We start from the raw sequence: 25,368 nt of genomic DNA, 5'->3' as shown, positions 1-25,368 counted from the left end.
CTGCACCTCCGAGCTCGCGCAGCTAGCGTCGTCCCATGCCGACGAAGTTCCAACCCGCCTCACGCCACGCAGCCGGGTCGAGCACGTTCCTGCCGTCGATGATCGCGCGGTTCGCGACGAGCTGAGCTGCCGCGGCCGGGTCGAGCGCACGGTACTCGGCCCACTCGGTCACCAGCACGATCACCTCGGCGTCGCGGAGGGCTTCCTCGGTCGACTCGACGTACTGAAGCTGCGGGTGGCGCCGACGGGCGTTCTCGATGCCCTGCGGGTCCGTCGCGACGACGTTCGCGCCGAGCCCCTTGAGCTGCACGGCGACGTCGAGGGCAGGCGAATCACGCACGTCATCGGACTCCGGCTTGAAGGTCACGCCGAGCACGGCGATCTTCTTGCCGTTCACGGATCCGTCCAGCGCGTCCACAGCCAGATCGATGACCCGCTGGCGACGCCGCAGGTTGATCGCATCCACCTGCTTCAAGAAGGCGACCGACTCGCCACGTCCGAGCTCTTCGGCGCGAGCCGTGAACGCACGGATGTCCTTCGGGAGGCAGCCGCCGCCGAACCCGACACCCGCGTTCAAGAACTTGCGACCGATGCGCACATCGTGTCCGATCGCATCCGCGAGCTCCTTGACATCGGCACCGACGACCTCGGAGATCTCCGCCATGGCGTTGATGAAGCTGATCTTCGTGGCGAGGAACGCGTTCGCCGCGACCTTGACGAGCTCTGCCGTCGCGTAGTCGGTGATGATGCGAGGTGTGCCGGTGGACAGGGCCTGCGCGTAGACCTCGTCGAGGACGTCGGCCGCGGTCTGGTCAGCGACGCCGTAGACGAGGCGGTCGGGCTCGAGCGTGTCCTTGACCGCAAAGCCCTCACGGAGGAACTCCGGGTTCCAGGCGAGCGTGGCGCCGCTTCCGTGCTCGGCGACGATGGCGGCGAGACGCTCCGCGGTTCCAACGGGGACCGTGGACTTGCCGACGATGAGGTCCCCGGCCTTGAGGTGCGGGAGGAGCCCGTAGAGCGCCGCATCAACATAGGTGAGGTCAGCTGAAGCGCTGTCCTTGGCCTGCGGGGTGCCCACCGCGATGAAGTGCACCGTGGCTGAGGCCGCCGCTGCGATATCGGTGCTGAACTCGAGGTTCCCGCTCGCCGTGGCCGACGTCAGGATCTCGGGGAGACCGGGCTCGAAGAAGGGTGGCTGACCGGCGGCCAGGGCCTCGATCTTCCGCTCGTCGACGTCGATGCCGATGACCTCGTGACCGAGCTCGGCCATCGCCGAGGCGTGGACGGCTCCCAGGTACCCGCATCCGATAACGGAAACTCGCATCTGCTTCTTCTCCATGAATCTCACCCGACTGACTGAAGACCGGGCTGGGGGATGATTTCTTGAGGAACGTGCGCGTTGCCCAGTGCTCGGAGGTCTCCGCGCACTGGGCAACGCATTCGAGGACTAGTTGTTGCGCCTGGACTTCGCGCTGATGATCGGCATCTGCCCCGTGCCGATCTTGCGGTACTCGGTCGTCGGGTTGCCGGCCTCATCCGTCCCGTAGTACGCACCGTAGGCGCCGTACGAGCCGTAGGCGTAGGAGTCAGGGCCCTTGGTCGGAACCTTCGTGACGACGATTCCCGAGACCTCGGAGCCGATGCCCTCGAGCTGGGCGACCGCGCCGGCGAGCGCCGAGCGCGGGGTCTGCCCGCTCGCGACGACGAGGAGCGTGCCGTGGGCGAGCTCGCTCAGCACCGCACCATCGGTGACGAGGAGCAGCGGGGGCGCATCGATGATGACGTAGTCGTGCTCGGCGAGCAGCTGGTCGTGGACCTGCTGCATCGTGTGGGAGCCGAGCAGCTCGCTCGGGTTCGGGGGGATGCGACCGGCGGGGAGCACGTAGAGGCGACCACGGCCCCAGCGCTGCAGGACGTCCTTGGGCTCTGCGCGGCCGCTCAGGAGGTCGGTCAGACCAACCGAGCCGTCGACGCCCATGGTGGTCGCGACCTTCGGCTTGCGGAGGTCGCCATCGACCAGGACGACCTTGGCGCCCTGCTCGGCGAGCGCGATCGCGATGTTCGCGGACGTGGTGCTCTTGCCCTCCGAGGGGAGCGAGCTCGTCACGACGAAGCTGTGGCGAGTGTTCTCGATGTCCATGAAGCGCAGGTTCGTGCGCAGAGCACGGTAGGACTCGGCCTTCGGGCTCTTCGGCTCCTCGTGCACGATGAGCGGACGCTTGCCGGCATCCGGGTCGAACGTGATCGTGCCGATGATCGGACGGTCAGTGATCTGCGCGATGTCGTGAGTGCTCCGGACCTTCGTGTCGACGAACTGGCGGAGGAAGGCGATTCCCAGACCGACCAGGAGCCCGATCAGGGCGCCGAATCCGACGTTCATGGGCACTCGAGGGCTGACGGCGGTTCCCGAGGGCTGAGCCGACTGCACAGGTTCGATCTTCACGAGGCTGGGCGACGCGCCGTCCGGCTTCTCCAGCTCGTTGACGATCACATCGATGAAGTTCGTGGCCACGGAGTTCGCGATGGACGCGGCCTGGACCGGGTCCTCGTCAGTGACCGCGATCTCGATGACAACCGTGTTGAGCTCGTTGGTCGCCGTGATCTTGGAGGCGAGTTCCGCCGGCGTCATGTTGAGGCCGAGCTCCGCGATGACCCGTGAGGTCACGATCTCCTTGTTGACGACTGTCGTGTACGACTGCACTGCCTGCCGGGCGAACGAGGTTCCCTGGTTCAGCTCCTGGACAACGGCACCGTCAGAGGAGCGCACCGAGACGTAGAGTTCCGCCGTCGAGGAGTACTTCGGTGTCTGCAGCAGCGAGACGCCGGCACCGCCAGCGACCCCCGCAAGCGTGCAGATCAAGATGATGATCCAGTTTTTGTGCAGGATTCGCAGGTAGTCGCGCAGTTCCATAAAGGTCCGTCCGTGTGTCTCTTGCGCTCGTGCCGCTGCCGCTTTCGCGGCTGGCACGAAACGGGTGGCTCGCGGTTCGGAGCGCAGGGGGTATCTCAGGCAAGCTGGGGCGAGCCCGGCCTCATACTACTGGTGTGATGTTATTGGGCTGTAAATTCGTGAAATGTGATCAATCAGTCGCAGAGTGACCACACTTCGGTGCCGAGCGACGATCAGCCGCCGATCTCCACCGGAAGGCCGGCGTCGACCGCGTTCGCGATGAGCTGGTGGCCGGCGTCGTCCGGGTGCAGGCCGTCGAGCTCGAAGTACTGGAACTCGTCCTCGAAGAGGTGACCGACATCCAGGTACTGGCCGCCGACGGAAGTGACGTCAGCCTCGATGAGCTCGCTCGTGAGCGCCAGCTGGGCGGGGTACGCCGTGCTGACCCAGAACGGCGAGACCGCGAGGATGCGGGCATCCGGCAGACCGGCACGGAGGTCGGTGAAGACCGACTCGACGCCGAGCTCCTGGTCGAGCTCCGACATGTTCAGACCGCCGGAGACGATGACCACGTCCGGCTCGGCCGCGATCGCCTCTTCGACCTGGAGCGCGTAGGAGTTCCACTCCTCGAGGCCCTGGCCGTAGCTCGCGCCGCTCACGCCGAGGTTCAGCTCTTCCCAGCCGTTGGCTGAAGCCAGCAGGGTCGTCCAGCGCAGCGACGGGTCGCTCGCGCCGACACCCTCGGTGTAGGAATCGCCGATGAACGCGACGGTCAGGCCGGTGCCCGCAGGGGTCGCGGATGGCGCCGAAGCGGATGGACCACCAGCGGAGCTCGTCACCGAACCGGCGTCTTCTGAGCTGGAGATCGTAAGAATAGGTTCTGCGCCAGCCCCCGCGGGGGCCTCACGTGGCATGAACGCCAAAGCCACCAACGCGACCGCAGCGAGAGCCACGACCACGAGCAGTGTCAGCTGGGGCCAACGACGCGCACTCTGGTTGCGTGTTTTCATTTCCATGTGATCGTACCGGCCCATCGGCCAAGCTGATACTCCCCTGGGAACTTTCGATTGCCCCGACACGCTCAAATCCCCGGGATTTAGCCCCGGAATTGGTCCGAACTTTGTCTCGATTCGCCATGTTCCGGCCCAGAAAACCGGGAAGTGTAGCGTCGAGACACGGCGAGACGGGGAATTCATGGCAGCACACGACGCGGCGAGACAGCCCGCGGCGACCCTCCCCCGCCACCGCGAACGGTGGATCGACATCATCCGCGGCGCCGCCATCCTGCTCGTCATCGCCAACCACGCCATCGACGTGCCCATGCACATCGCAGAAGTCACCCCGGGCACGGTCATCGACGACCTCACCCTGTACTTCGCGCCCTTCCGCATGACCTCGCTCATGCTGCTGTCTGGACTACTCCTCCCCCTCGCCCTCGCCAAACCGCGCGGTCACTACTACGCCGGCAAGCTCCGCACCCTCGCCTGGCCCTACGTGGTGTGGCTCGTCATCTTCTGGATCGCCACCGAGAACGCGACAGAGTGGATGCGCCCGGACGGCTGGATCACCCGCAGCTGGCTCTGGTTCATCCTCTGCCTGTTCCTCGCCTACCTCGCCGCGCCGCTGCTCACCCGGATCCCGAGCCCCTGGTTCGCCTCCGTGCCGGTGACCCTCTGGCTGCTGAGCATCGCCGCGCCGGACGGCACCCTCTTCGACCTCGCCTACTACGGCGGCTTCTTCTTCGCCGGCTACCTCGTCGCCGAGAACCGGCACCGGCTGCGCCGCTTCGACACGACGCCGACGATGCTCGCGCTCCTCGCCGGCAGCTCCATCTTCGCGGTCCTCCTCGTGCTCCAGGAGCACGGCCTGGCCCTCGGCGGCGCGGAGACACCGGCAACCGACGACAACGGCGCCATCGAGCGCTTCGACCTGATCTGGGTTCCCGTCGTGCTCGCCGGGATCACGGGCACCATGCTGCTCGCGAGACGCGTCCGCGGAGCGCTCGACGGCGCCCGCCAGTCCGCGCTGTCCCGCGCGCTGCAGTATGTCGGCCGCAACTCGATCGTCTTCTACCTCGTCCACTACCCGCTGCAGATCGTGGTCGTGAAGCTACTCGATTCCTGGGGCGTCACCGCACAGCCCATGATGATGACCGCGTGCATCCTGGCCGCACTTGCCGTAGCGTTCGCCGCTGTCGCACTCCGCCGCCGCAGCCGCGTCGTGGATGCGCTCTTCGTCTTCCCGAGACGAGAGCAGCTGAGCCCGGCACGTGCACGGTGACCCCCGCCCGCGCCCCGTCTGAAAGCCCGATGACCACACCAGCCCACGCACTCGCACCCACCGAGCGGCCGTCGCCTCGAGGCCCATCGCGCCAGGCGACCCCGCCCGCCTCGGGCCGCGAGCACTGGATGGACCTCGTGCGCGGTGCCGCGATCCTGCTGGTCGTCACCTTCCACGCCAGCGCGATCCCCATCTTCCTCATCGACGTCGCGCCGACGAGCCTCATCAGCGACCTCAACACGTTCTTCGCCCCCTACCGCATGAGCACGCTGCTGCTGCTCTCCGGCATGCTGCTCGGCCGCTCCCTCGCGAAGACCGGCCCCGCGTACTTCGCGGGCAAGCTGCGCACGCTGCTCTGGCCCTACCTCGTCTGGGGCACGGTCTACTGGCTCGTCACCATGCAGGACGGCTGGACGCAGCCCAGCAGCTGGATAGCTCTCAGCTGGCTGTGGTTCATCTTCTACCTGGCGATCTACTACCTGGTCGCTCCCCTGCTCACGCGCATCCGCGGCCCCTGGTTCGCGGTCGTCCCGCTCGGACTCTGGGCGCTCAGCGCGATCCTCTCCACCCGCGGAATCGTCCCCCTCGTCCCGCTCGGAGACCTGGCCTACTACGGTGGTTTCTTCTTCGCCGGCCACCTCATCGCGCAGTACCGCGGCCAGCTCGCGCGCTTCGAGCGGTGGCCGGTGATCATCGCCTGCACGCTGACCGCCGTCGGCTTCGGGGCACTGCTCATCGGCCAGACCCACGGCACCTACTTCGGCCTCGACCAAGCACTCCGCCTGGTCTCCGACACCAGCTCGACCGCGCCAAGTGACGTATCCCTCACCGCCGCAACGCGCCTCATCGACCGCTACGAGCTCGTGTGGATCCCCGTCGTGCTCGCCGGCGTCGCGGCCATCATCATGATCACGCGGCGCCTCACCGGCACGACGCGCGGCCGCGACGGCGACAGCGCCCGCTGGCTGCAGTACATCGGCCGGAACTCGGTGGTCTTCTACGTGGTCCACTACCCCGCGCAGATCATGATCACCTCGTGGGTCGGCGACTGGGGCCTGCTCGACCCCACCTGGATGCTGATCATCAACACGGTCGTCGCGATCGGCCTCAGCTGTCTGTTCTGCTGGCTGCGGCGGTGGCCGGTAGGTGACGCCGCATTCGTCTTCCCCAAGCTGCGGACGAGCGGGAGCCCCGCTACGCCTTGAGCGGGGCCCCGTTGCGCTCGAAGCCCGACCAGGCGGACATCACCATGTCGTCGAGCGTGTACTGCGCGGTCCAGCCGAGCTCGTCTTTGATCCGGGATGCGTCAGCCACCAGGAGGGCAGGGTCGCCTGGCCGACGCGGGGCCACCTCGGGCTCGAACGACAGACCGCTCGCGCGGCGCACCGCATCCACCACCTCGAACACCGAGTAGCCCTCACCGCGACCCACGTTGTACTCGGCAGACACCGGCGTGCCCGCCGCGATGGCGTCGAGCACCGCCAGGTGCGCGTCGGCCAGGTCGACGACGTGCACGTAGTCGCGCACGCACGTGCCATCCGGAGTCGGGTAGTCGTCGCCGAACACGAGCGGCGCCTTGTCCTCCGCGAGCTTCTCGAAGATCATCGGCACGAGGTTCAGGGCGAAGCGGTCGGCCAGCTCGTCGCTGCCAGCACCGGCCACGTTGAAGTAGCGCAGCGAGACGGCGCTGATGCCCGCCGCCTTCGCCGCCGCCTGCACGAGCCACTCGCCGGCGAGCTTCGTCTGCCCGTACGGATTGATGGGGTTCTTCACGTCAGACTCGCGGATCGGCTCGTCCGAGCCCGTGCCGAGTCCGTACACCGCCGCCGATGACGAGAACACGAGGCTCTTCACGTTTGCCCGCTGCATCGCCTCGAGCACGTTCGCGAGGCCACCCATGTTCTGCTGGTAGTACCACGCGGGCCTCGCGACCGACTCCCCCACCTGCTTCTTCGCGGCGAAGTGCACGACGCTCGTCACCTCGAGCGCCTGCATGATGTCGGCCAGCGCGTCCGCCGCACCCGTCGTCGAGATGTCGAAGTCGAAGTGCGGCGTGGCACCGACCTTCTCCGCCGTTCCCGTCGTGAGGTCGTCGATGACAACCACCTTGTCTCCGCGAGCCTCGAGGGCCGCGAGCACGTGAGCGCCGATGTAGCCGGCGCCGCCGGTGATGAGCACAGTCATGGAGAATCCCCTCAGAGGTGCGCAATCGACGCGCTCCTGCGCGCCGTTGCCGATGTCGTCGAGCCCACCGAAGCGCGCCCTCCGACATTCTGGCAGTTCTCGGAGCCGCCCGGGCCGACCGTGGCCGATCTCCCTGATCGCGCGCCTAAACGAAGCGAAACGATCATGGGAACGGACTCAGCCCTGCCTGGCTTTCATGCGCGGGTTCTTCTTGTTGATGACGAAGACGCGGCCGCGACGACGTACGATCTGCGCACCAGGGACCTTCTTGAGCGCCTTGAGCGAGTTGCGAACTTTCACGAGGACCTTTCTTCTTGAGAACCTTTCTCATTAGACTAGCCCCATGACCTCCGATCGACCAAGCGCCCAGACCGTCACCAGCTCGCTCGGCCTGACACTCGTCAGCGGGCTCGAGACCTCGGGCCGACAGCTCGTCACCGCGCTCATGTGCGGAGAACCGAGCGGACCGACACCCGTCACGGAGTTCGGCGACGAGCAGACGAACGCCCTGGAACTCGGCGTCGACATCGCCGACGACCTCCTCCGGCAAGCCGCGGACGGACGCAGGGGCAACATCATCGTCGAGCTCTCCTCGGACGCCGAGACGCAGAGCGTCGGCCTGGCCATAGACCACGTCATCGCCGAGGCACGCAGCCACCCCTCCGCGCCGGACACCGCCGACGTCACCGTCGGGGCCAGAGAGTTCATCACCGTCGCGAGCATCGGCGACATCCGACGCCTCCTCTTCCAAGAAGGCACGCCGCTACCCGAGGATGCCAACACCTCCGCCACGCTCGCCGAGCAGCTCGAGTTCGCCACCATCGTCGTGCTCACCGGAGCCGACGCACACCCCTCTGGCCACGTCAGCGAGACCTGCACGCTCATCCAGCAGCTCAACCCGACGGCGGTCATCACCACCCCGGCCGCGGCCTCGGACCTCGGCAGGCACCTCAGACCGATCCGACCAGGGCTCGCACACCAGCTCGCCTCGACCGCCGGATGGATGCTGCGCCTCGACGACCGCACGCACTTCCCGCCAGCCCGCGGCCACATCGACTGCACCGTCTTCACCGAGCCACGACCGTTCCACCCGGAGCGCCTCGCCGCCGGTCTCGCGAACCTCACCCCCGAGCAGGTCGGGCTCATCACCCGATCACGCGGACACTTCCGCCTCGCCAACAGGGCAGATCACGTCGGCGACTGGTCGAGCACGGGAGGCAACATCCAGCTCGGGGCATCGGGCGTCACGAGCTCGGACCCCGACGCACCCCTCGGCACGTCGATTGCCGTCTTCGGGCGCCAGCTCCGCACCGACGCCATCGCCAGCCTGCTCCACGAGTGCGCCCTCACCGACGAGGAGCTCATCGCGGGCCCCAGTGCCTGGTGCGACTACGCCGACCCGTTCCCCGGGTGGGAATGACCGGCTGAGGAGACGAGCCCGGCCCACCCTCCGAGACCGCCCTGGGCGTAGCCGCCCTCAGCGCGCGGAGAGCGGGAGGTGGATCTCGAACGTCGTGCCACTGCCGACCGTGCTGGACGCCTCGAGGCGCCCACGGTGCGCCTTCACGATGGCGAGCGTGATGTTCAGGCCGAGACCCACACCGGGGACCGCCTGCTTCGTGGCCGTCGTAGCACGGAAGAACTTGGTGAAGAGGCGGTGCATCTCCTCCTCGGGAATGCCCATGCCGGTGTCCGAGACGTAGACTACGACCTCGTTCCCGTCACGCCGCACCCCGACACGGACGACGCCGCCCTCCGGAGTGAACTTCACCGCGTTCGAGATCAGATTGTCGATCGCCTGCCCGAGCCGCATCGCGTCCCCGGAGAGGACGACGTCCTCGCCGCCGGCCTCGCCGACCAACTCGACCGACGCCTGCGCAGCAGTCGGCAGGGCCGTCTCCAGGGAAAGCCGCACGACCTCCCCCAGACGCACCGGCGAGAACTCCATCGGCACCTTCCCGGCATCGACCTGCGCGACGAAGAGCAGGTCGCCGACCAGCGACAGCAGGCGGTTCGCATTGCGCTCCGCGACGTCCAGATAGTGGCGCTGCTCGTCGTTCAGCGGGCCGCTCTCCTCATCGCGGGCGAGCTCGAGGTAGCCGAGGATCGAGCTCAGGGGCGTGCGCAGCTCGTGCGAGATGGTGCCCACGAACTCGTCCTTGAGCCGAGACGCCTCGTTCACCGGCGTCATGTCGTAGGCGATGAAGATGTGGCCGACCGTCTCACCATCCGGCGTCTTGCGAGGAGCACACGTCATGAGCGCCGGCATGGGTTCGTCCTCGGCGCGAACGAGCTCGACCAGCGTGCCGGCCTGCTCGTTGCATCCCGCGGTCTCGACCAGACGGCGCAGCAGACGGCTCCCGTCCTCGTCGTCATCGCCTTCGCCGCGGATCGCGGACGCGGAGACCTCGGAGAGGAAGTCCGTGACATTGCGTTTGCCGACGACAGCAGAGGACGACGGACCGAGGAGGTTGCGCGCCCCTGGCCCCCACGCCACGATCGTCCCGTCGAGCTCCGTCACGATGGCGATCTCGTGGACCGCCGCGTTCCAGACGCTGAGGTTGAAGGCCTCCGAGGCGCGCAGCTCACGGGTGGCCACCTCGCGCGCCTTCTCGCTCGCCTGCACCTCCAGCAGGCGTCGCTCGCGCTCCTCGGCATAGAGCCTGGCGCTTTCCACCTGCACCCTGGCACGGTGGGACATCTCGTTGATGACGCTCGCGATGACCGCGAACACCAGCGGCGTGAAGACGATCCGCAGGATCTGCGGATCATTCCACGGCGCCGTCCCCATGAGGTAGGGAAGCGCGAGCGTTACCAGCAGCGTGCCGATGGCACACCAGATCGCCCGACGCCCGGGCTCGGTCGCGATGAAGATCAGCGGCAGGAGGACGAGGGACGTGAACATCGACAGCGCCCCACCGGTTCCCACGCGGAAGAGGCCAAGGGCGAGCATGGAAGCCATGGGGAGGATCAGCCGCGTGCACGGCGGCGCTGTGTCCCACGGAACCAGGAAGGCAGCTCCCGCGAGGGCGACGACGATCACCACCCCCGTCCACGCCGGAACGGGCTCCGTGATCAGGGCCCCGGGAACGAGGAGGATGGCCCCGAGCGCTATCAGCAGGCCGAGCACCGACGCGAGCTGACGGATGGCGGGCGACGTCGTGTCGACCGTGAACTGGCCGAACGGACTCTTCACGGAGACGCTCATGGCTGGACCTCTCTGAGCTTCGCGACGAGACTCGCCAGCGAGAAGGGCTTCGTCAGATAGTCATCCGCGCCCGCCGCCTCACCAGCCTCCTGCGCCACGACATTGGCGTTGGCCGACACGATGATCGCGTGCGCCCGAACGTCGCCCTCCTGGGCGCGCACGCGCGCGAGCACTTCGAGCCCCGACAGCCCAGGCATTGAGACGTCCAGGAGCAGCAGATCCGGCACCGACTCGAGGGCGGCCCGCAGCGCGCTCACCCCATCGCCGTACGAGCCGATGATCTCGAAGCCGGCCCGTCGCGCGGCAGTCTCGAGCAGGAAGCGGATGTCGTCGTCGTCATCCGCGATCACCACCCTCGCCGCCATCAGGTGCGCCTCGCACGCAGACGCGCGACAAGTCCCTTGACCTGCTTGCCCGTGAACGGCTTCGGGAGCACATCGTCCGAGCTCGGGTAGTCGCTCTCGTCGAGCACCGAGGAGATGACGATCGCCACCTCGGGAACCAGCTCGCAGATCCGCTCCCGCACCTCCCAGCCGCTCCCGACCCCCAGCAGCAGGTCGATCACCGCGACGTCCGGGACCTCCACGCGGATGCTCGCAAGGGCCTCGTCGAGCGTCGCCGCCGACTTCGCGGCGCACCCCGCCTTCCGGAACTGCGTGCGCAGCAGCTCGCGCTGGTCCGCATTGTCGTCCACGATCAGCACCCGCAACTGGTCAGCGCTCACAGGAAGAACACCTCTCTCACGACGACCAGCACTGCGACGCCGACCAACGCCAGCGTCGCCTGCAGGTACAGGCGGTTCTCCGCTCTGGCGTCCCGCTTGATCTCCTCCGTCAGACGGCGTTCACCCAACTCGCTCATGCCAGCACGGCTCCGCTCTTCTCCGTCTTGTCCCACGTCATCGCGGCGCCGCGCGCCTCCTTGATGTAGGAGTCGAACGTCACCGCGCAGAGAATCGGCCCGTAGCCGATGAGGTAGACGAGGAACGGATTCACCACCCGGCCGAACTTCGTCGAGTCGATCAGCTTCATGCCCCACGCCGCGACCATGCACAGCGAGATCCACGCGAAGATCGCCAGGTTCCACGCGTCGTATCCGCCCTCGGTGAGCGTCAGACCGAACATCGCCGGGATGCGCTGCTCGAACAGGCCGGGGAAGAACGCCGCCAGCAGCACGACCATCGAGATCAGCCCGGGGAAGAGCAAGACCTCACGCCACGCCACCCTGCCCACCTTCGGATCGAGCTGTGCGGCGAACAGCATGATGTACACGTATGCGCAGCCCACCACGATCCAGAGCGCGCGGAACACGAGCATGGCAAGCGGCGAATCCATCAGGTACAAGCCGATGAGGCCCACCGACGAGAGCAGCATCAGCACCGGCAGCAGGAACACGCTGAACCAGAAGAGGCCGAACGAGATCGTGCCGAGCTTGTGCTCCTTCGACGGGCGGAACCAGAGGTGGCTGTACCGCTTTGTCAGCTGCACGTTGCCCCTGGCCCAGCGAAGCCGCTGCTTCCAGAGATCCCCGACGTGACGCGGCTCCTCGGCGAGCACGACAGCGTGCGGCTCGAACACCACCTTGCGCCCCGAGAGCTGCGTCTCGAACGTGGTGACCGTGTCCTCCGCCAGCGAGCTCGTGTCGATCTGCCCGCCGATGGCAAGCAGGTTCTCGCGCGAATGCAGCTGCGCACCTCCAGCGAGGCAGGCCAGAGCTCCGAGCACATTCTGCGCACGCCGGCTGCCGACCTGCGACAGGACGTACTCGAACGCGATGAACCGCGTCAGGTAGTTCTTGCGCAGGCTGCCCTCGCTGATGTAGGCCGTGACCGACCCCACCTCGGGGTCGGCGAGATGCCTCGTCATCTTCCGCATCGAATCCGGAAGGTAGATGACGTCGGCGTCCATGATGAGCAGCGCCTCCATCCAGTCCTCGCTGAGCACGCGGCGGAGCCCGTGGTTCAAGGTGTGCGCCTTGCCCTCCCCGCCCTTCTCGCGACGAAGGTGGAAGACCCGGCCCGGGTACCGACCGGCACGCTCGAGGACGACGTCAGGAGTGTCGTCCGTCGACGCGTCGTCGACGACGTACACCCTGAGCCGCTCCGGCGGGTACTCCAGGGCCATGAGCCGGTCGATGGACCCGCCGATCACCGCCCCCTCGTTCCACGCCGGGACGACGACGGCCACGTTCGGCAGGTACGGCGCAGCCTTCTCGTAGTGGTTGAAACGAGCGTGCAGCGGCACGATGAGGAACTGGTAGGCCATCGTGAAGGCCGGTATAGCGCCGATGGCGACGAACACGACGAAGATCGTCGCCAGCACCGCACCGCCGATATCGAGCCAGGCGTCGGCGCTCACGCGAGCCCCCCGGCGTCCGACGAACCGAACGCGGGCACCTCCGCCAGCAGCTCGCGAACCCGGGCATAGACACCGACGTCAGCAGCACGGTGGCTATCCGTCGAGGCGACCAGCGTCGCCCCCTCCGAGAGAGCAGCCTCGATCGCCCGCGAACTCGGGCAAACCCACTTCTCGTTCACCTCGATGGAGGTTCCCGTCTCACGAGCGGCAGACGCCCACGCCGAGAGGTGCTCCGCAGAGAGCTGAGACTCTTCGATGCCCACCTTGGGAAGGATCGAGAAGGGATGCGCCAGCTGCGCACCGCCACCAGCCGTCCGCATCGCGCCGATCGTCGCCCCGATCAGCAGATCGAGTGCATCCTCGACCGCAAGACCAGCCGCCAGACGCTCCCGCGTCTCACGCGGCGACCACGGGCCCTCCGGACCAGGGAACTGATGATCGGCGATGACGATGCCATCCACCCCTCCGGCCCCCACCCGCAGGTCGCTCGGCACGTCGAGCGTGCCCCGCGCATCCATGATCTTCGCCTCGACGCCGATCACCAGCTCGACCCCGGTGGTGCGCCTCGCCGCGACGACCGCAGCCACGAAGTCCGGCACCCAGGCCGTGCTGCCGCGCACGTGATCGGTCGCCCGCATCGTCACCAGGCCGCGCTGTTCGGCGGCACGGACGTTCGCCGAGATGGGACTCTCCGCGTCGTCCGAGAAATCGGAATGGACATGCCAGTCGCCGAGCAGCAGCGCTTCGAGACCGGGACCCGCCTTCGTGTCAGTCACGAGCGAGAACTTCGTCAAAGGGCAGGAACACATCCTCGAGGAAGCGGACATTCGCGACCTCACGGAACTCGACGCGCGACGGAACCGGCCGTTCGAGCGCGATATCCACTGCGAGCGACGGCATATCGACACCGGCCGCGATCGTCAACGGCATGGCGCCAGAGAACCTCGGGTTGATCTCCAGCAGCGCGGGGCGACCATCGGTGCTGTACCGCAGCTGCACGTTCGCCACCCCCACGAGCCCAGCCGCACGGGCGCAGGCGGCGGCCGTCTCCTCGAGCTCAGCGCGGTGCACCGTCCTGCCGGCGACCGCCACGCCGGAATCGACGCGAGCACGCAGACGGGGAACCGCCGCGATCGCCTCGCCGTCGGCACCCATCACGACGTCCACGGAGAACTCGTCGCCCGGGAGGTTCTCCTGGATGAGCAGCGCAGTATCCCGCGTCTTCGCCTCGAGCTCCTCCCGCGAATGCACGAGGTGCACTCCGCGAGAGCCCGCACCGCTGCGGGGCTTCACGATGACCGGGAACACCCAGTCGCGCGCGATGCCCTCGTCGTCGAGCAGAGCCGTGGCCGGCACCAGTGCGTGCGGCTCGCACGCCTGCACCAGCAGCCACTTGTCGAGGCACGTCGCGAGCGCCTCCGCGGAGGGCGCCGCGAGGACCGCGCCGAGCTCCGCGCGTCGCGCCGCGAGCGGCGGGAGCTCCACGTCGACGGTCGACACGAGCACATCGATGCCGTCGGCGGCGACCAGGTCGATCAGCGCGTCGCAGAAGCCCTCGGAGAGGCCAGGAGGAACGAGCCTCCGATGCGCTTCATCCACCAGGTACAGGCCGCTCGCCCAGCCGTCCATGTCGGCGGCGAACACCTCGAGGTCATCTCGACCGAGGAGAGAGCGGATGACCGCCACTCCAGCCGGCCCGCCGGCACCCGTGACCAGGACTCGAAATCTCATGCGCGGTTCTTCTTCTCAGTCTCAGTCGTGCCCAGATTATGCACCGTCGCGAACTCACCGTCGCCGCGCTCCGCAGTGATGCTACTCGCATCCCGGATCACCTCGAGCGGCTCGCTGTACGTGCCAGTGCCGAAGCGCGACCAGTACCGTGCGGCGGAGAGCACGAAGTCCGGCGCCAGGTAGTCGCGGATGTCGGCCTGCGACGCGAATTGCGCAAGCAGACCGAGCTTCATATCCGTGAATCCGTCGACGGTCACGAACCGCGTCGGACGAAAGTCGATCGTCGACGACGGGCTCTGATAACAGGCCACACTCGCGACCCGCCGACTCGCGACGAGCGTCGCCTCGTGCACGGCACGATGGTCTTGATGGCGGTCATTCCGAGAATGCGTGTAGACGATCGTCGGGTTGGTCTCCGCGATCACCCGCTCGATGATGCCCACCGTCGGGTCATTGTTCGGAATCGCGGTATCCGTGAGGTCCTCGAGGAAGAGACGAGCACCGAGCGACTCCGCAGAGGCAAGCGACTCGTGCTGCCGATCCGCAGCGTCACCGCCGCGGCCGCCGCGAGACAGGGTGAGGATCACGATCGAGTCGCCAGCAGCCGCATGCGCCGCCAACGTGCCGCCGACGCCGATCTCCACGTCGTCCGGATGCGCACCGATCGCGAGCACCCGCCGGCGCGGGCTGCGCGCTCGCTTGGCCCTCGCCGCCTCGACAAGACGCTGCACTGTGCTCACCAGCAGCGCACCAGGGATGGGCTTCTGCAGGAACTCGTCGGCGCGATCGCGCAGAGCGCGCACCGCGTACTCGACGGAGGCGTGTGCCGTCATGACGACGACGGGCAGATCTGGCTTGATCTCTCGCAGACTCCCGAGAACCTCGAGTCCGTTCGCCCCCGGCAGCTCGACATCGGTGAGCACCAGGTCGGGGTTGAAGTCATTCACGTGCATCAGCACGGCAACCGCGTCCCGAAGCACGCGAACCTCGCATCCGAGGCGCCTCCGAAGCACCGTCTCCAGGAACTCGGCGACGTCGCCATCGTCTTCGATGATGAGAATGCGGTACGAAGCCTCTGGCATAGTCGCCAACAGTAATCGGAAAAGCAACCGGCGGCACCCGCTTCCGGCGATTCTCGAATGCGTGAGAAATACCCGGAGAATACGAAAAGGGAATGCCTATGAACTTGCCGCCATTCGGGCGACGCGGAACCTCGACGACGACCGCTACGCGGCGACCGCATCCTGCGATGCCGTCGGCTCCTCTCCCCCCGGAGGAATGCGACACCACGACTCCGCGATAAGGCCCACGACGAGCAGAGCCACTGCCCCGACCAGCGAGAGGACCGCGTGCCAGATGGGCTCCTCAGGCGGCACCGTGCGAGTCACCGCGAACGCCAGGACGCCGAGCGCCGCACCGGCCAGCAGCGACGACGCGAGGCTCGCCGCGCGCGCGAACGCGAGAACCCGGAACGCGTACTGCGGGTCGACGCGCTTCCCCTTCGACTCACGTTGTGGCTCCGTGGCGCCATCTTCTGGACGCGCGCCGTCGCTCGACGACCGGTCTCGCTCGAGCCCGGGGGCCCGCCTCCGAGACTCGGCATCTCGACGCTCACGCCACAGACGGCGCGTGTACGCGCGGATCGGCCACGCAAGCCACAGCAGCAGCCCCGCGAGAACAGCAAGCGTCAACGGCATCGTCAGCGGGGGCGCCACGACGGCGCGCCCGGAGCTCACGAGCCACGTCTCCACACACCAGGCCAGCACACCGCCGATGACGCCGAGCCCGACGAGCAGGCCCGGCCTCGTTCTGCTCGCCAGGTTCACTGAGCGATCCGCTCGACGCGATCCTCCGCCGCGGCCCGCAGCTCAGCGACGCTGCCGTGAGGGGCGAGCTGCGCGCGCGGATCGACCTCCAGCCACGGAGCGAGCACGAACGCGCGCTGGTGCGCCCGCGGATGCGGCAGCACCAACTCGCCGCTGCTGACCTCGCCGGCCACCTGGATGAGGTCGAGATCCAGCGTCCGGCTCCCCCACCGCGTCTCGCGGGTGCGCCCATGCGCATCCTCGATCGCGTGCAGCGCCCGCAGGAGCTCCGTCGCCGGCAGCTTTGTGTCGACGAGCACCACCGCATTTCGGTACGCGGGCGCCTCCTCGCTGACCCCCTCGAGCGTGAGCGCCGGGGTCTCGTAGAAGCTCGAGGCCGCGACGAGCTTCGTGTCAGGCAGCTCGGTGATGCTCCGAAGGGCCGACCTCAGCGTCGCCTCCCGGTCGCCGAGGTTCGCGCCGAGCGCGATCACGGCCTGACGGACCTGACGCGCCGGCTCCGCGGGTGCGACGTTCGGAGCACCCCCGGAGCCGATCACGATCGCCGCGTCGGACGCCGTTCCCGCCGCCGCCGCTGCTGCCGCCTCACGGGCGTGGAAGTCGTCCTCCGCGCTCGCCGACACCGCGTGGGCCGCCGACGACTCGAGATGATCGCCCCGCAGCGTCGGCCGGTGCCGGAGGATGCTCACCGCCACGTCCTCGAAGTCCAGCGCGACCGGCGCCTGCGGCTTGTGCACCGTGATGCGCACGGCCACGGCATCGTCGAAGCCGAACGTCGCCGACGCGAGACGCTCCGCGAGCGTCTCGATGAGATCGACCGGCTCGCCCGTCACGATCGCGTGCAGCGCGTGCATCCACTCCCCGTAGTGCAGGGTGTCGCCGATGTGGTCGCTCGACGAAGCCGCCGCCGCATCGACCCACGCCTCCGCGTCGACATAGAAATCCTGACCATCGCGGCGCTCGTGATCGAAGACACCGTGATGCCCGCGCGCATGCATGCGCGTGATGAGGATGCGGTCGAGCTCAGGCTCGGGCGCGCCGGGGCGAAGAGCCGCCACCGCACCAGGCGCCAGATCGGCGCCGCCGCCACTCGCATCCGCGACCCGCTCACGCGTGAACGCGTGCTCGTGCGCCTGCCCGCCGGCCGCGACCGCCTGGGCCGCCCGCACCTCCGCACCGCGCCGCCGATCGAGGTCCGGCTCGTGCCCGCTCATGTGGTCAGTCATCCTGTGCTCCTTCACGCCAGGAGGCGACGACATCCAACGCCACCCGGTTCGCCTCGACATTGTGGACACGCACGCCCCAGATGCCCGCCTTCGCCGCCAGCGCCGTGATGACCGCCGTCGGCAGGTCACGCTCCGTCACCTGCGCGTCCGAGCGCAGCATCTCGCCCGTGAAGCGCTTCCGGGAGGCGCCCACGAGCAGCGGGTGCCCGAGCGCCACGAACTGCTCGAGCTCGCGCAGCACCGCCCAGTTGTCATCCCTGCGCTTCGCGAACCCGAGGCCCGGATCCAGGACGATCTGAGCCTCGTCGAGCCCCGCCGCGACGGCGCGGTCTCGCGCACCGGCCAGCTCGGCCAGGATCTCCGCCGCCGGGTCGCGGTAGTCGGCGAGCTCGTTCATGCGCACCGAATGGCCGCGCCAGTGGCTCAGGATGAACGGGCTCCGGCTCTCGGCGACCACCTCGAGCATCGCCGGATCGGCCAGACCACCGGACACGTCGTTGACGTACTCAGCACCGAGTGCGAGCGCAGCCGCGGCCGTCTTCGCGTACATCGTGTCGATGCTCACCAGCACACCGAGCGCCGCCAGCTCCTTGACGACCGGCAGTACGCGGGCCGCCTCCTCCTCCTGCGGCACCCGCACCGCGCCCGGCCGCGTCGACTCGCCGCCGACGTCGATGATGTCTGCGCCCTGGTCGACGAGCTCCCGAGCGCGTCGCATGGCCCGCTTCGTGCGGCGCTTCTCGCTGAACAGGTCCTCGAACCTGCCGCCGTCGCTGAACGAATCAGGCGTGATGTTCAGGATGCCCAGGATGCGCGGACGCTTCGGGATAGCCGGCTGCAGCAGGTTCGTGAAGCGCTGCGGCAGGGCGAACGGCCTCGTGTTCGTCGTCACCGGCCCAGTGTCGTCGGCCTCATCCACCGAGCTGGCGACCGCGGCTGAGCCAGCGGCTTCGGTCGGCGTCTCCGCGGCCGGAAGACCCGCACCCGACTGCGCCTCCGCAGCCGAGGCCGACGCCTCGAACGCCAGCGCCTGCTCGGACCCCGAGGCCTCCTGCTCGACGAACAGCGGCGCGTCGTCCTCGCCCGCCGTCGAGCGAGAGCGGCGCACCGGATCGAACCGCGCACCGCGCAGCACCTGCCCCTGCACCGCGACTGGCTGATCGGATCCGGCAGCGCCCTCGGGAACCTCGGGCGCCGAGGTGACCTGCGCCTGGGACTGCGAGCCGATCAGCCCCATGATCTCCGCCCGGGCCACCGGGTCCGACAGCTCCCCGCGCGCCGACACCGTCACCACGGTGCCGGCCTGCTGGCGGGAGCCGCGAAGCCCCGCGCAGGCGTGACTCGCCTCGATCACCGCGAGGGCACCACGCGCATCCAGCGCCGACATCATGACGTCGACAAGCTCGTCGCCGAGCCGCTCCTGCAGCGTCGGGCGTGCGGAGAGCGTCTCGAGCATGCGGTGCAGACGGCCGAACCCCACGATCGACGCAGACGGCACGTACGCGAGGTGCACACGCCCCGAGAACGGCAGCAGATGATGCTCGCATACCGACCGGAACGCGAGATCTCGCAGCACGACAGGCTGCGACACTCCCCCGGTCACAGCCACCCCAGCATCCTCTTCGAACGGCGACTCGATCTCCGCCACCGGGAACCTCGCACTCGCGAGCGGCCCGCGCGCATCCACACCGACACCGCCGAACAGCTCGAGCGCCGCCTCAGCCACACGGACCGGCGTGCGCTCGAGCCCAGGGCGATCAGGATCTTCACCGATCGCCGACAGGAACTCCCGGACAGCCGCCTGAGCACGCACCAGGTCGATGCGCCCCACCGACCCCGAATCGATGTCGTTCATCTGCAAGTCCTCACTCCGCGTGGCCCGCGGCGCGGGTCTGGTTCCATCCTCCCGCGAATCGAACCCCGCGCGCACCCCCGGCCTCGCCGCGCGCGTCGCACTCAGCGGTCCCTGTGCGAGACGCCGCCAGCTTGACAAGACCCGGTGGATCTCGAGAGGGTCGAAGGACCGACGAGCAGAGGAGTCACCATGACCGGCGACCGGCCCGGCTTCCGGAGCTTCGCATCCACCCCACTCGCCATCGCACTGTGGGTCGTCACCGTCGGCGCGACCGCGCTCTTCCTCGCGCTCGGATGGAACCTGCTGCAGATGGCCATCCTCATCGTGCCCCTCGCGGCCGTCAGCATCGGCGTGACCGTCTCCGCCCTCAAGAAGGCGAGAGGCGGCACCGGCTGAGCCGCGACCCACGCAGCGCGTGAGACCCACCCGCTGACGAGGAATGCAGGCTCCCAGATCTGGGAGCCTGCATTCCTCTCGCGTGGCGTACGCTCACCGTGCGGCGTGCGGCGTGTCGTGGGGCCTAGAAGCCGAGCTCGGCTCCGCCATCCTGCGCATGTTCGATCGGGTCCATCTGGTCGACCGGGATGTGCGGCTTGAGCGGCACCGGCGGCAGCGCGCTCACGGGACGGTCGGGGCTCGACAGCCACTGCGGGCGCTCCGGGAGCTTCCGAACGGGCTTGAAGATCTCGTCGAGGCGGATGTGGTCGAGCGTCTCCTTCTCGAGCAGCTCCGCCGCCAGCTGGTCGAGAATGTCGCGGTTGTCGTTGATGACCTTCCACGCCTCGTCGTGGGCCTGCTCGATGAGCAGGCGCACCTCGCGGTCGACGGTCTCCGCAACCGACTCCGAGTAGTTGCGCCCGGCTCCCGCCTGCTGGCCGTACACCGTCTCGGCCGACGACTCTCCGAGCTTCACCGAGCCGACGGATGCGGTCATGCCGTACTCCGTGACCATCTTGCGCGCCGTCTTCGTGGCCTTCTCGATGTCGTTCGACGCGCCCGTCGTGGGGTCGTGGAAGACGATCTCCTCCGCAACGCGTCCGCCCATCGCGTACGACAGCTGGTCGAGGAGCTCGTTGCGGGTGACCGAGTACTTGTCTTCCAGTGGGAGCACCATCGTGTAGCCGAGCGCGCGACCACGCGGGAGGATCGTGATCTTCGTCACCGGGTCGGTGTGGCGCATCGCCGCGGCAGCAAGCGCGTGCCCACCCTCGTGGTACGCCGTGATGAGGCGCTCCTGGTCGTTCATGACGCGGCTGCGACGCTGCGGGCCGGCGATGACACGGTCGACCGCCTCATCCAGCGCCTCGTTGTCGATGATCTGCGCGTTGGAGCGAGCCGTGAGCAGGGCCGCCTCGTTCAGCACGTTGGCGAGGTCTGCACCCGTGAAGCCGGGCGTCTTTCGGGCGATGACACGGAGGTCGACGTCCTGCGAGAGCGGCTTGCCCTTGGCATGCACGCCGAGGATGCGGGCGCGTCCGTCGAGGTCGGGGGCGTCCACGCCGATCTGCCGGTCGAAGCGACCAGGACGGAGCAGGGCCGGGTCGAGCACATCGGGGCGGTTCGTCGCGGCGATGAGGATGACGTTCGTCGACCCATCGAAGCCGTCCATCTCCACGAGGAGCTGGTTCAGCGTCTGCTCTCGCTCGTCGTTGCCGCCGCCGATCCCCACACCACGGTGGCGTCCGACCGCGTCGATCTCGTCGACGAAGATGATGGCGGGCGAGTTCTGCTTCGCCTGCTCGAAGAGGTCACGGACTCGGCTCGCGCCGACACCCACGAACATCTCGACGAAGTCCGAACCGGAGATCGAGTAGAACGGCACGCCAGCCTCACCGGCGACCGCACGGGCCAGCAGCGTCTTGCCCGTTCCCGGAGGGCCGTACAGCAGCACGCCCTTCGGGATGCGAGCGCCCACAGCCTGGAACTTGGCCGGCTCCTTGAGGAACTCCTTGATCTCCTGCAGCTCCTCCAGCGCCTCGTTCGCGCCAGCGACGTCGTCGAACGTGACCTGCGGGCTCTCCTTCGAGACCAGCTTCGCCTTCGACTTGCCGAACTGCATGACCCCACGACCGCCGCCGCCACCGAGGCCGCCGGCGAAGAGGATCCAGATGAAGAAGCCGATGAGCAGCAGCGGGAACAGGATGCTCACCGCCGAGAGCAGCCAGCTCGGCTGAGGCACGTCGTCGTCGTAGCCGCCAGCGGGAGCAGCCGAGTCGACCGCCGAAACGACATCGTCGGCGCGCGCATCCACGAAGTAGAACTGCACGTTCTGGCCGTACTCGGGGTCGGCCTGCGCGAGCTCCATGTCGACGCGGTTGTCGCCGTTCACGATGACGACCTTGTCGGCCTTCTTCTCCTGGAGAAGCTGAAGGCCCTGCTGCGTCGTCACCTCGCGGGTGCCGCTGCCGTTGATGAGACTGAAGCCCAGGCCGATGACCAGCACGGCGAGCACCACGATGAAGATCGGGCTCTTGAAAATCTTGGTAACTTGCTTCATAAGTCGAGACTCGAGTGGCGTGCTCGGTGCCTTTCAGCCGGTTCTTCGCCAGCGCACCAGGGCGCTCAATCGAAAGTCATGGTACCCGCGGCCCCCGACACCGGCGTCCAGTGTTCGCTGCAGGCGCGCGGCGCATCCGCTCGAGCGTGCGCGCCTACTCGCCGCCGTACACGTGCGGCTGGAGCACGATGATGTCGCGCAGGTGCCGGTACTGCTCGTCGTAGTCGAGGCCGTAGCCCACCACGAACTCGTTCGGCACGTCGAAGCCGACGTAGCGCACGGGGACATCCGACTTGAGCCGCTCGGGCTTGCGCAGCAGCGTGCAGATCTCGACCGAGGCGGGGCCCCGCGACTCCAGGTTCTGCTTGAGCCACGACAGCGTCAGCCCCGAGTCGATGATGTCCTCGACGATGAGCACGTGGCGACCCGTGAGGTCCGTGTCGAGGTCCTTGAGGATGCGCACCACACCGCTCGACTCCGTGCCGGAACCGTACGAGCTCACCGCCATCCAGTCCATCTTCAGCGGAATCGTCAGCTCCCGCGACAGGTCGGACACGACCATGACCGCGCCCTTCAGCACACCGATGAGCAGCGGCTCGCACTCGGCGTAGTCGCTCTCGATACGGCGGGCGATCTCGGCGAGCTTCGCCTGGATCTCCTCCTCCGTGATGAGGACCTCGCGGACGTCGTTCGGAATATCAGTAGCGCGCATCCTGGCTCCCTGGGTGGTTCAGCGCTCGACGAAGCGAGCGCGGTGTGCGAAACGGGTGAAGCTAGGCGGTCTCGTCGAGGTGGTCGTCGTGCGCGGAGGCCGTCGCCCCGAACAGGATGCGACCCTTCTCGCGCTCGACCCGGATGCCAGGCAGATCGACGGGGCCCTGCCCGCGCCACTCCGTCGCCAGCGCCGTGACCGCCATCGTGTGCCCACGAGTGAGCGAGACGCCGAAGCCCTGCTCGGCGACGATGCGGCAGATGCGCTGACGCAGCGCCGGAGGCTGCGCGACGATGCCGCCGACATCGAGGGAGATGCGGCCGTCCGCATCGGTGTTGACGATCTCGTGCGCCCACTCGAGCGCAAGCGCATCCAGCGTCTCAGAATCCTCGCGGAGCGTCGTCGCCGTGCGAGCGAGCGCCTCCGAGATGCCGGGGCCGAGCTCCTTCTCGAGCAGCGGGAGGACCGTGTCGCGAACGCGCACACGCGTGTACGCGGGGTCGCTGTTGTGCGGGTCGATCCACGGCGAGAGCCCCTGGTCTTCGCACGCCTGCACCGTCACCGCGCGGTGGACGCCGAGCAGCGGCCGCAGCAGAGCGCCAGTGACCGGCGCCATGCCGTGCAGGCTCTTCGCTCCGGAGCCGCGAGCCAGGCCAAGCAGGACCGTCTCCGCCTGGTCGTCCAGTGTGTGCCCAAGGAGGACCCACGGCGCACCCGTCTCGACGCGCACCGCCTCGATCGCCTCGTAGCGGGCCACCCGGGCAGATGCCTCGGGACCGGCTCCGACGTCTTCCACGCTCACACGCACGACGCTCACCGGGGCGAGCCCGAGCTCGGCTGCCTGCTCTGCGGCGCGCTCCGCGACCCGCGCAGAACCCTCCTGCAGATCGTGGTCGATGATGACCGCGCCAGCCTCGACCTCGAGGCGCTTCGCCTCGAACGCCGTCGCGGCAGCGAGCGCCAGCGAGTCCGGACCACCACTCAGCGCGACGAGAATGCGGTCGCCCTTCTGCACGCGCCCGAGGAGAGAACCACGGACGGCTCGACGAAGGTCGGCAACAGCTGGAGTGAGGCGAGGGCGATCTGACACAGGTACAGCCTAAACGCGCCCGCGCGAACCGTCACGCTCGAAGCCGGAACATCCCAGAAGGACGAACCCGCGAGCCCCGGAAACGGGCAGACGGCTCAACGCTTGCGACCGAAGAGGAAGTAGGAGATGGGACCCACGAAGTTCACCAGCGAGAACGCGCCCCACGCGAGTCGCGAACCCCGCACCTGGCTCGGCTTGCGGCGCAGCAGGCTCAGCAGCGCGGCCCCGAGCAGCGTGAACTGCACACCAGCCGCCAACGCCGTCCCCAGCGTCAACGCGTGCGGAAGCGCCTGGCCAGTCCCCTCCCGGAGCGGGATGAACGGATCGACGTGCAGCGCTTCCTTGAGATCAACCATGGAGACCAGCATGCCACGACCGTGCGCCCGGCGATCATTCCGGGGTCACACAGCACCCCCGCCGCGCCCGACGCCGAACCGCGCGACGCGAACCGCGCATCCGCAGCCCCGAGCGAGGCGCATCCACTACCCTGAAGCCGAACGAAACCAACGGTTTCGTGCGGCGAGCAGCGCCACACCGGGCCCGCCGACAAGCCACACAGAATGAGCGCCACCAGGCGCAACGAAGGAGCGCCATGGGCAGCTACGACGTCGTCATCGAAATCCCGCGCGGAAGCCACAACAAGTACGAGGTCGACCACGAGACCGGCCGCGTCTTCCTCGACCGCGTGCTCTTCACTCCGTTCGTGTACCCCGTCGACTACGGCTACTTCGAGCACACCCTCGCCGACGACGGCGACCCCCTCGACGCACTCGTGCTGCTCGAGTACCCGCTCTTCCCGGGTGTCGGACTCAAGGTGCGCCCCGTCGGCGTCCTCAACATGGCCGACGAGGCCGGCGGAGACGACAAGATCCTCTGCGTGCCGGCGAAGGACCCCCGCTGGGCGAAGATCCAGGACCTCGGCGACGTCGACGACTCCACCAAGGACCAGCTCAAGCACTTCTTCGAGCACTACAAGGACCTCGAGCCCGGCAAGTGGGTCAAGGTCGAGGCGTGGGGCGACGCCGCCGCCGCCGAGGCGATCATCGAGCGCTCCATCGCGCAGTACAAGCCCGCCGAGTAGGCGCAGCTCACCGGCCAGACCGGTGACCGGCTGACGAAGCCCCGCATCCACTGCAGAAGTGGCTGCGGGGCTTCGTCGTGCGCGGACTTGGTCGTGCGCGGACTCGGCGCTGCGGGGACTTGGCGCTGCGCGTGACCAACATGAGTGCAGATCTGGGGCTCGCGGCGTCGATCCGCTTGAATCAGCCCCAATCTGCACTCATGTTGGTCAGCGCCCGGTGCGGCCGATCCCGTCGCTGTCCAGCTTCCGTGACGAAACCAGCCGCAGGGACCCTCAGAGCGCGCCGATGCCCGAACCGTCACGCAAGTGGACAGCGGCGGCGGGCGGGGACAACGGCGGCCAGCGACCGACACGACGCAGCGGCTGCCAGCGGCGGGCAGGAAGAGCAGCGGACAGCGGCCGGCACGGGCGGCGGCGGGGCGGCGGCGGGC

Annotated in this window: 25 protein-coding genes; 5 read left to right on the top strand and 20 right to left on the bottom strand. The window is 68.2% G+C overall.

Features of this window, described 5'->3' with window-relative positions; genetic code table 11:
* Positions 1 to 22: 22 nt before the first annotated feature.
* The 3 genes from C5E07_RS01930 to C5E07_RS19345 all read right to left on the bottom strand — a co-directional run bounded on the left by C5E07_RS01930 (position 23) and on the right by C5E07_RS19345 (position 3,729).
* Positions 23 to 1,324 (bottom strand): UDP-glucose/GDP-mannose dehydrogenase family protein, encoded by a 1,302-nt coding sequence (locus C5E07_RS01930; protein WP_104298280.1) that lies wholly within the window; start codon positions 1,322 to 1,324, stop codon positions 23 to 25.
* Between the two features lie 123 nt (positions 1,325 to 1,447).
* Entirely contained in the window at positions 1,448 to 2,911 is a 1,464-nt protein-coding gene (locus tag C5E07_RS01925) for a polysaccharide biosynthesis tyrosine autokinase (protein WP_104240285.1), read from the bottom strand.
* A gap of 212 nt (positions 2,912 to 3,123) precedes the next feature.
* Positions 3,124 to 3,729 carry an SGNH/GDSL hydrolase family protein gene (locus C5E07_RS19345; protein WP_181057711.1) on the bottom strand — a complete coding sequence of 202 codons (606 nt, stop codon included), beginning with the start codon at positions 3,727 to 3,729 and terminating at the stop codon, positions 3,124 to 3,126.
* 355 nt (positions 3,730 to 4,084) lie between these two features.
* Here C5E07_RS19345 and C5E07_RS01915 point away from each other — a divergent pair, with 355 nt between their 5' ends.
* Together C5E07_RS01915 and C5E07_RS01910 are read left to right on the top strand one after the other, a co-directional pair.
* Entirely contained in the window at positions 4,085 to 5,170 is a 1,086-nt protein-coding gene (locus tag C5E07_RS01915) for an acyltransferase (protein ID WP_104298203.1), read from the top strand.
* Positions 5,171 to 5,199: 29 nt separating this feature from the next.
* Positions 5,200 to 6,375 (top strand): acyltransferase, encoded by a 1,176-nt coding sequence (locus C5E07_RS01910; protein ID WP_104298202.1) that lies wholly within the window; start codon positions 5,200 to 5,202, stop codon positions 6,373 to 6,375.
* Here the strand turns inward: C5E07_RS01910 and galE are convergent.
* Entirely contained in the window at positions 6,365 to 7,354 is a 990-nt protein-coding gene (galE, locus tag C5E07_RS01905; protein WP_104298201.1) for a UDP-glucose 4-epimerase GalE, read from the bottom strand. The genes C5E07_RS01910 and galE overlap by 11 nt on opposite strands.
* 177 nt (positions 7,355 to 7,531) lie before the next feature.
* Positions 7,532 to 7,654: a type B 50S ribosomal protein L36 gene (ykgO, locus tag C5E07_RS01900; protein ID WP_104240281.1), complete on the bottom strand. Its 123-nt coding sequence runs from the start codon at positions 7,652 to 7,654 to the stop codon at positions 7,532 to 7,534.
* A gap of 43 nt (positions 7,655 to 7,697) precedes the next feature.
* On the opposite strand from ykgO, the gene C5E07_RS01895 reads away from it, so the two are divergent.
* A complete protein-coding gene (locus C5E07_RS01895; RefSeq protein WP_104298200.1) occupies positions 7,698 to 8,774 on the top strand; it encodes a GTP-binding protein in 1,077 nt (358 codons plus the stop codon).
* 57 nt (positions 8,775 to 8,831) lie between these two features.
* Here C5E07_RS01895 and C5E07_RS01890 read toward each other — a convergent pair whose 3' ends face one another.
* The 11 genes from C5E07_RS01890 to folP all read right to left on the bottom strand — a co-directional run bounded on the left by C5E07_RS01890 (position 8,832) and on the right by folP (position 19,557).
* Positions 8,832 to 10,562 (bottom strand): cell wall metabolism sensor histidine kinase WalK, encoded by a 1,731-nt coding sequence (locus C5E07_RS01890; RefSeq protein WP_104298199.1) that lies wholly within the window; start codon positions 10,560 to 10,562, stop codon positions 8,832 to 8,834.
* Entirely contained in the window at positions 10,559 to 10,927 is a 369-nt protein-coding gene (locus C5E07_RS01885) for a response regulator transcription factor (RefSeq protein WP_104298198.1), read from the bottom strand. Before C5E07_RS01885 ends, C5E07_RS01890 begins: the two co-directional genes overlap by 4 nt.
* Entirely contained in the window at positions 10,927 to 11,286 is a 360-nt protein-coding gene (locus C5E07_RS01880) for a response regulator (protein ID WP_104298197.1), read from the bottom strand. Before C5E07_RS01880 ends, C5E07_RS01885 begins: the two co-directional genes overlap by 1 nt.
* Positions 11,283 to 11,423 carry a hypothetical protein gene (locus tag C5E07_RS19340; protein WP_160071101.1) on the bottom strand — a complete coding sequence of 47 codons (141 nt, stop codon included), beginning with the start codon at positions 11,421 to 11,423 and terminating at the stop codon, positions 11,283 to 11,285. Before C5E07_RS19340 ends, C5E07_RS01880 begins: the two co-directional genes overlap by 4 nt.
* Positions 11,420 to 12,919 (bottom strand): glycosyltransferase family 2 protein, encoded by a 1,500-nt coding sequence (locus C5E07_RS01875; protein WP_258063743.1) that lies wholly within the window; start codon positions 12,917 to 12,919, stop codon positions 11,420 to 11,422. The genes C5E07_RS19340 and C5E07_RS01875 overlap by 4 nt, the downstream gene beginning before the upstream one ends.
* Entirely contained in the window at positions 12,916 to 13,695 is a 780-nt protein-coding gene (locus C5E07_RS01870; protein WP_104298277.1) for a PHP domain-containing protein, read from the bottom strand. Before C5E07_RS01870 ends, C5E07_RS01875 begins: the two co-directional genes overlap by 4 nt.
* The gene (locus C5E07_RS01865) at positions 13,688 to 14,650 is read right to left on the bottom strand and encodes an ATP-grasp domain-containing protein (RefSeq protein WP_104298196.1); all 963 of its coding nucleotides are present in this window, start codon (positions 14,648 to 14,650) and stop codon (positions 13,688 to 13,690) included. Before C5E07_RS01865 ends, C5E07_RS01870 begins: the two co-directional genes overlap by 8 nt.
* Positions 14,647 to 15,732, bottom strand: a complete 1,086-nt coding sequence (locus tag C5E07_RS01860) for a response regulator (RefSeq protein ID WP_181057707.1) — start codon at positions 15,730 to 15,732, stop codon at positions 14,647 to 14,649. Before C5E07_RS01860 ends, C5E07_RS01865 begins: the two co-directional genes overlap by 4 nt.
* A 144-nt stretch (positions 15,733 to 15,876) precedes the next feature.
* Complete coding sequence (locus C5E07_RS01855; RefSeq protein ID WP_104298194.1) at positions 15,877 to 16,476, bottom strand: DUF3180 family protein; 600 nt, start codon at positions 16,474 to 16,476, stop codon at positions 15,877 to 15,879.
* Complete coding sequence (gene folK / locus C5E07_RS19695) at positions 16,473 to 17,702, bottom strand: 2-amino-4-hydroxy-6-hydroxymethyldihydropteridine diphosphokinase (protein ID WP_181057705.1); 1,230 nt, start codon at positions 17,700 to 17,702, stop codon at positions 16,473 to 16,475. The genes C5E07_RS01855 and folK overlap by 4 nt, the downstream gene beginning before the upstream one ends.
* Positions 17,695 to 19,557 (bottom strand): dihydropteroate synthase, encoded by a 1,863-nt coding sequence (gene folP / locus C5E07_RS01845; protein ID WP_104298192.1) that lies wholly within the window; start codon positions 19,555 to 19,557, stop codon positions 17,695 to 17,697. The genes folK and folP overlap by 8 nt, the downstream gene beginning before the upstream one ends.
* Positions 19,558 to 19,746: 189 nt before the next feature.
* Here folP and C5E07_RS01840 point away from each other — a divergent pair, with 189 nt between their 5' ends.
* On the top strand, positions 19,747 to 19,953 hold the full coding sequence (locus C5E07_RS01840; RefSeq protein ID WP_104298191.1) for a hypothetical protein: 207 nt from the start codon (positions 19,747 to 19,749) through the stop codon (positions 19,951 to 19,953).
* A gap of 124 nt (positions 19,954 to 20,077) precedes the next feature.
* On the opposite strand, the gene ftsH is transcribed toward C5E07_RS01840, so the two are convergent.
* The 4 genes from ftsH to C5E07_RS01820 form a co-directional block, all read right to left on the bottom strand.
* Positions 20,078 to 22,054, bottom strand: coding sequence for an ATP-dependent zinc metalloprotease FtsH (gene ftsH / locus C5E07_RS01835; RefSeq protein WP_104240270.1), 1,977 nt, complete (start codon positions 22,052 to 22,054; stop codon positions 20,078 to 20,080).
* A gap of 154 nt (positions 22,055 to 22,208) precedes the next feature.
* Positions 22,209 to 22,766, bottom strand: a complete 558-nt coding sequence (gene hpt / locus C5E07_RS01830; RefSeq protein WP_104240269.1) for a hypoxanthine phosphoribosyltransferase — start codon at positions 22,764 to 22,766, stop codon at positions 22,209 to 22,211.
* A 61-nt stretch (positions 22,767 to 22,827) separates the two neighbouring features.
* Entirely contained in the window at positions 22,828 to 23,856 is a 1,029-nt protein-coding gene (gene tilS, locus C5E07_RS01825) for a tRNA lysidine(34) synthetase TilS (RefSeq protein ID WP_104298190.1), read from the bottom strand.
* A gap of 95 nt (positions 23,857 to 23,951) precedes the next feature.
* On the bottom strand, positions 23,952 to 24,212 hold the full coding sequence (locus tag C5E07_RS01820; RefSeq protein ID WP_104240337.1) for a PLDc N-terminal domain-containing protein: 261 nt from the start codon (positions 24,210 to 24,212) through the stop codon (positions 23,952 to 23,954).
* A gap of 236 nt (positions 24,213 to 24,448) precedes the next feature.
* Between C5E07_RS01820 and ppa the strand changes: the two genes are divergently transcribed.
* Positions 24,449 to 24,937 (top strand): inorganic diphosphatase, encoded by a 489-nt coding sequence (gene ppa / locus C5E07_RS01815; RefSeq protein ID WP_104240267.1) that lies wholly within the window; start codon positions 24,449 to 24,451, stop codon positions 24,935 to 24,937.
* Positions 24,938 to 25,368 lie beyond the last annotated feature (431 nt).

The sequence above is a fragment of the Pseudoclavibacter sp. RFBJ3 genome (assembly GCF_002931375.1).
Lineage (GTDB): Bacteria > Actinomycetota > Actinomycetes > Actinomycetales > Microbacteriaceae > Pseudoclavibacter.
Note: the sequence above shows the minus strand (reverse complement) of the source record. Positions and strands in the feature narration are given on the sequence as shown.

What these genes read in the sequence shown, in the direction of transcription:
- C5E07_RS01910 (WP_104298202.1), top strand. Translation starts at nt 5,200, where the DNA reads ATGACCACACCAGCCCACGCACTCGCACCCACCGAGCGGCCGTCGCCT.
- C5E07_RS01885 (WP_104298198.1), bottom strand. Translation starts at nt 10,927, where the DNA reads ATGGCGGCGAGGGTGGTGATCGCGGATGACGACGACGACATCCGCTTC.
- folP (WP_104298192.1), bottom strand. Translation starts at nt 19,557, where the DNA reads ATGAACGACATCGATTCGGGGTCGGTGGGGCGCATCGACCTGGTGCGT.
- hpt (WP_104240269.1), bottom strand. Translation starts at nt 22,766, where the DNA reads ATGCGCGCTACTGATATTCCGAACGACGTCCGCGAGGTCCTCATCACG.
- C5E07_RS19340 (WP_160071101.1), bottom strand. Translation starts at nt 11,423, where the DNA reads ATGAGCGAGTTGGGTGAACGCCGTCTGACGGAGGAGATCAAGCGGGAC.
- C5E07_RS01860 (WP_181057707.1), bottom strand. Translation starts at nt 15,732, where the DNA reads ATGCCAGAGGCTTCGTACCGCATTCTCATCATCGAAGACGATGGCGAC.
- C5E07_RS01820 (WP_104240337.1), bottom strand. Translation starts at nt 24,212, where the DNA reads ATGGTTGATCTCAAGGAAGCGCTGCACGTCGATCCGTTCATCCCGCTC.
- C5E07_RS01925 (WP_104240285.1), bottom strand. Translation starts at nt 2,911, where the DNA reads ATGGAACTGCGCGACTACCTGCGAATCCTGCACAAAAACTGGATCATC.
- folK (WP_181057705.1), bottom strand. Translation starts at nt 17,702, where the DNA reads ATGACTGACCACATGAGCGGGCACGAGCCGGACCTCGATCGGCGGCGC.
- ppa (WP_104240267.1), top strand. Translation starts at nt 24,449, where the DNA reads ATGGGCAGCTACGACGTCGTCATCGAAATCCCGCGCGGAAGCCACAAC.
- galE (WP_104298201.1), bottom strand. Translation starts at nt 7,354, where the DNA reads ATGACTGTGCTCATCACCGGCGGCGCCGGCTACATCGGCGCTCACGTG.
- C5E07_RS01890 (WP_104298199.1), bottom strand. Translation starts at nt 10,562, where the DNA reads ATGAGCGTCTCCGTGAAGAGTCCGTTCGGCCAGTTCACGGTCGACACG.
- C5E07_RS01865 (WP_104298196.1), bottom strand. Translation starts at nt 14,650, where the DNA reads ATGAGATTTCGAGTCCTGGTCACGGGTGCCGGCGGGCCGGCTGGAGTG.
- C5E07_RS01930 (WP_104298280.1), bottom strand. Translation starts at nt 1,324, where the DNA reads ATGCGAGTTTCCGTTATCGGATGCGGGTACCTGGGAGCCGTCCACGCC.
- C5E07_RS01840 (WP_104298191.1), top strand. Translation starts at nt 19,747, where the DNA reads ATGACCGGCGACCGGCCCGGCTTCCGGAGCTTCGCATCCACCCCACTC.
- ftsH (WP_104240270.1), bottom strand. Translation starts at nt 22,054, where the DNA reads ATGAAGCAAGTTACCAAGATTTTCAAGAGCCCGATCTTCATCGTGGTG.
- C5E07_RS01895 (WP_104298200.1), top strand. Translation starts at nt 7,698, where the DNA reads ATGACCTCCGATCGACCAAGCGCCCAGACCGTCACCAGCTCGCTCGGC.
- C5E07_RS01915 (WP_104298203.1), top strand. Translation starts at nt 4,085, where the DNA reads ATGGCAGCACACGACGCGGCGAGACAGCCCGCGGCGACCCTCCCCCGC.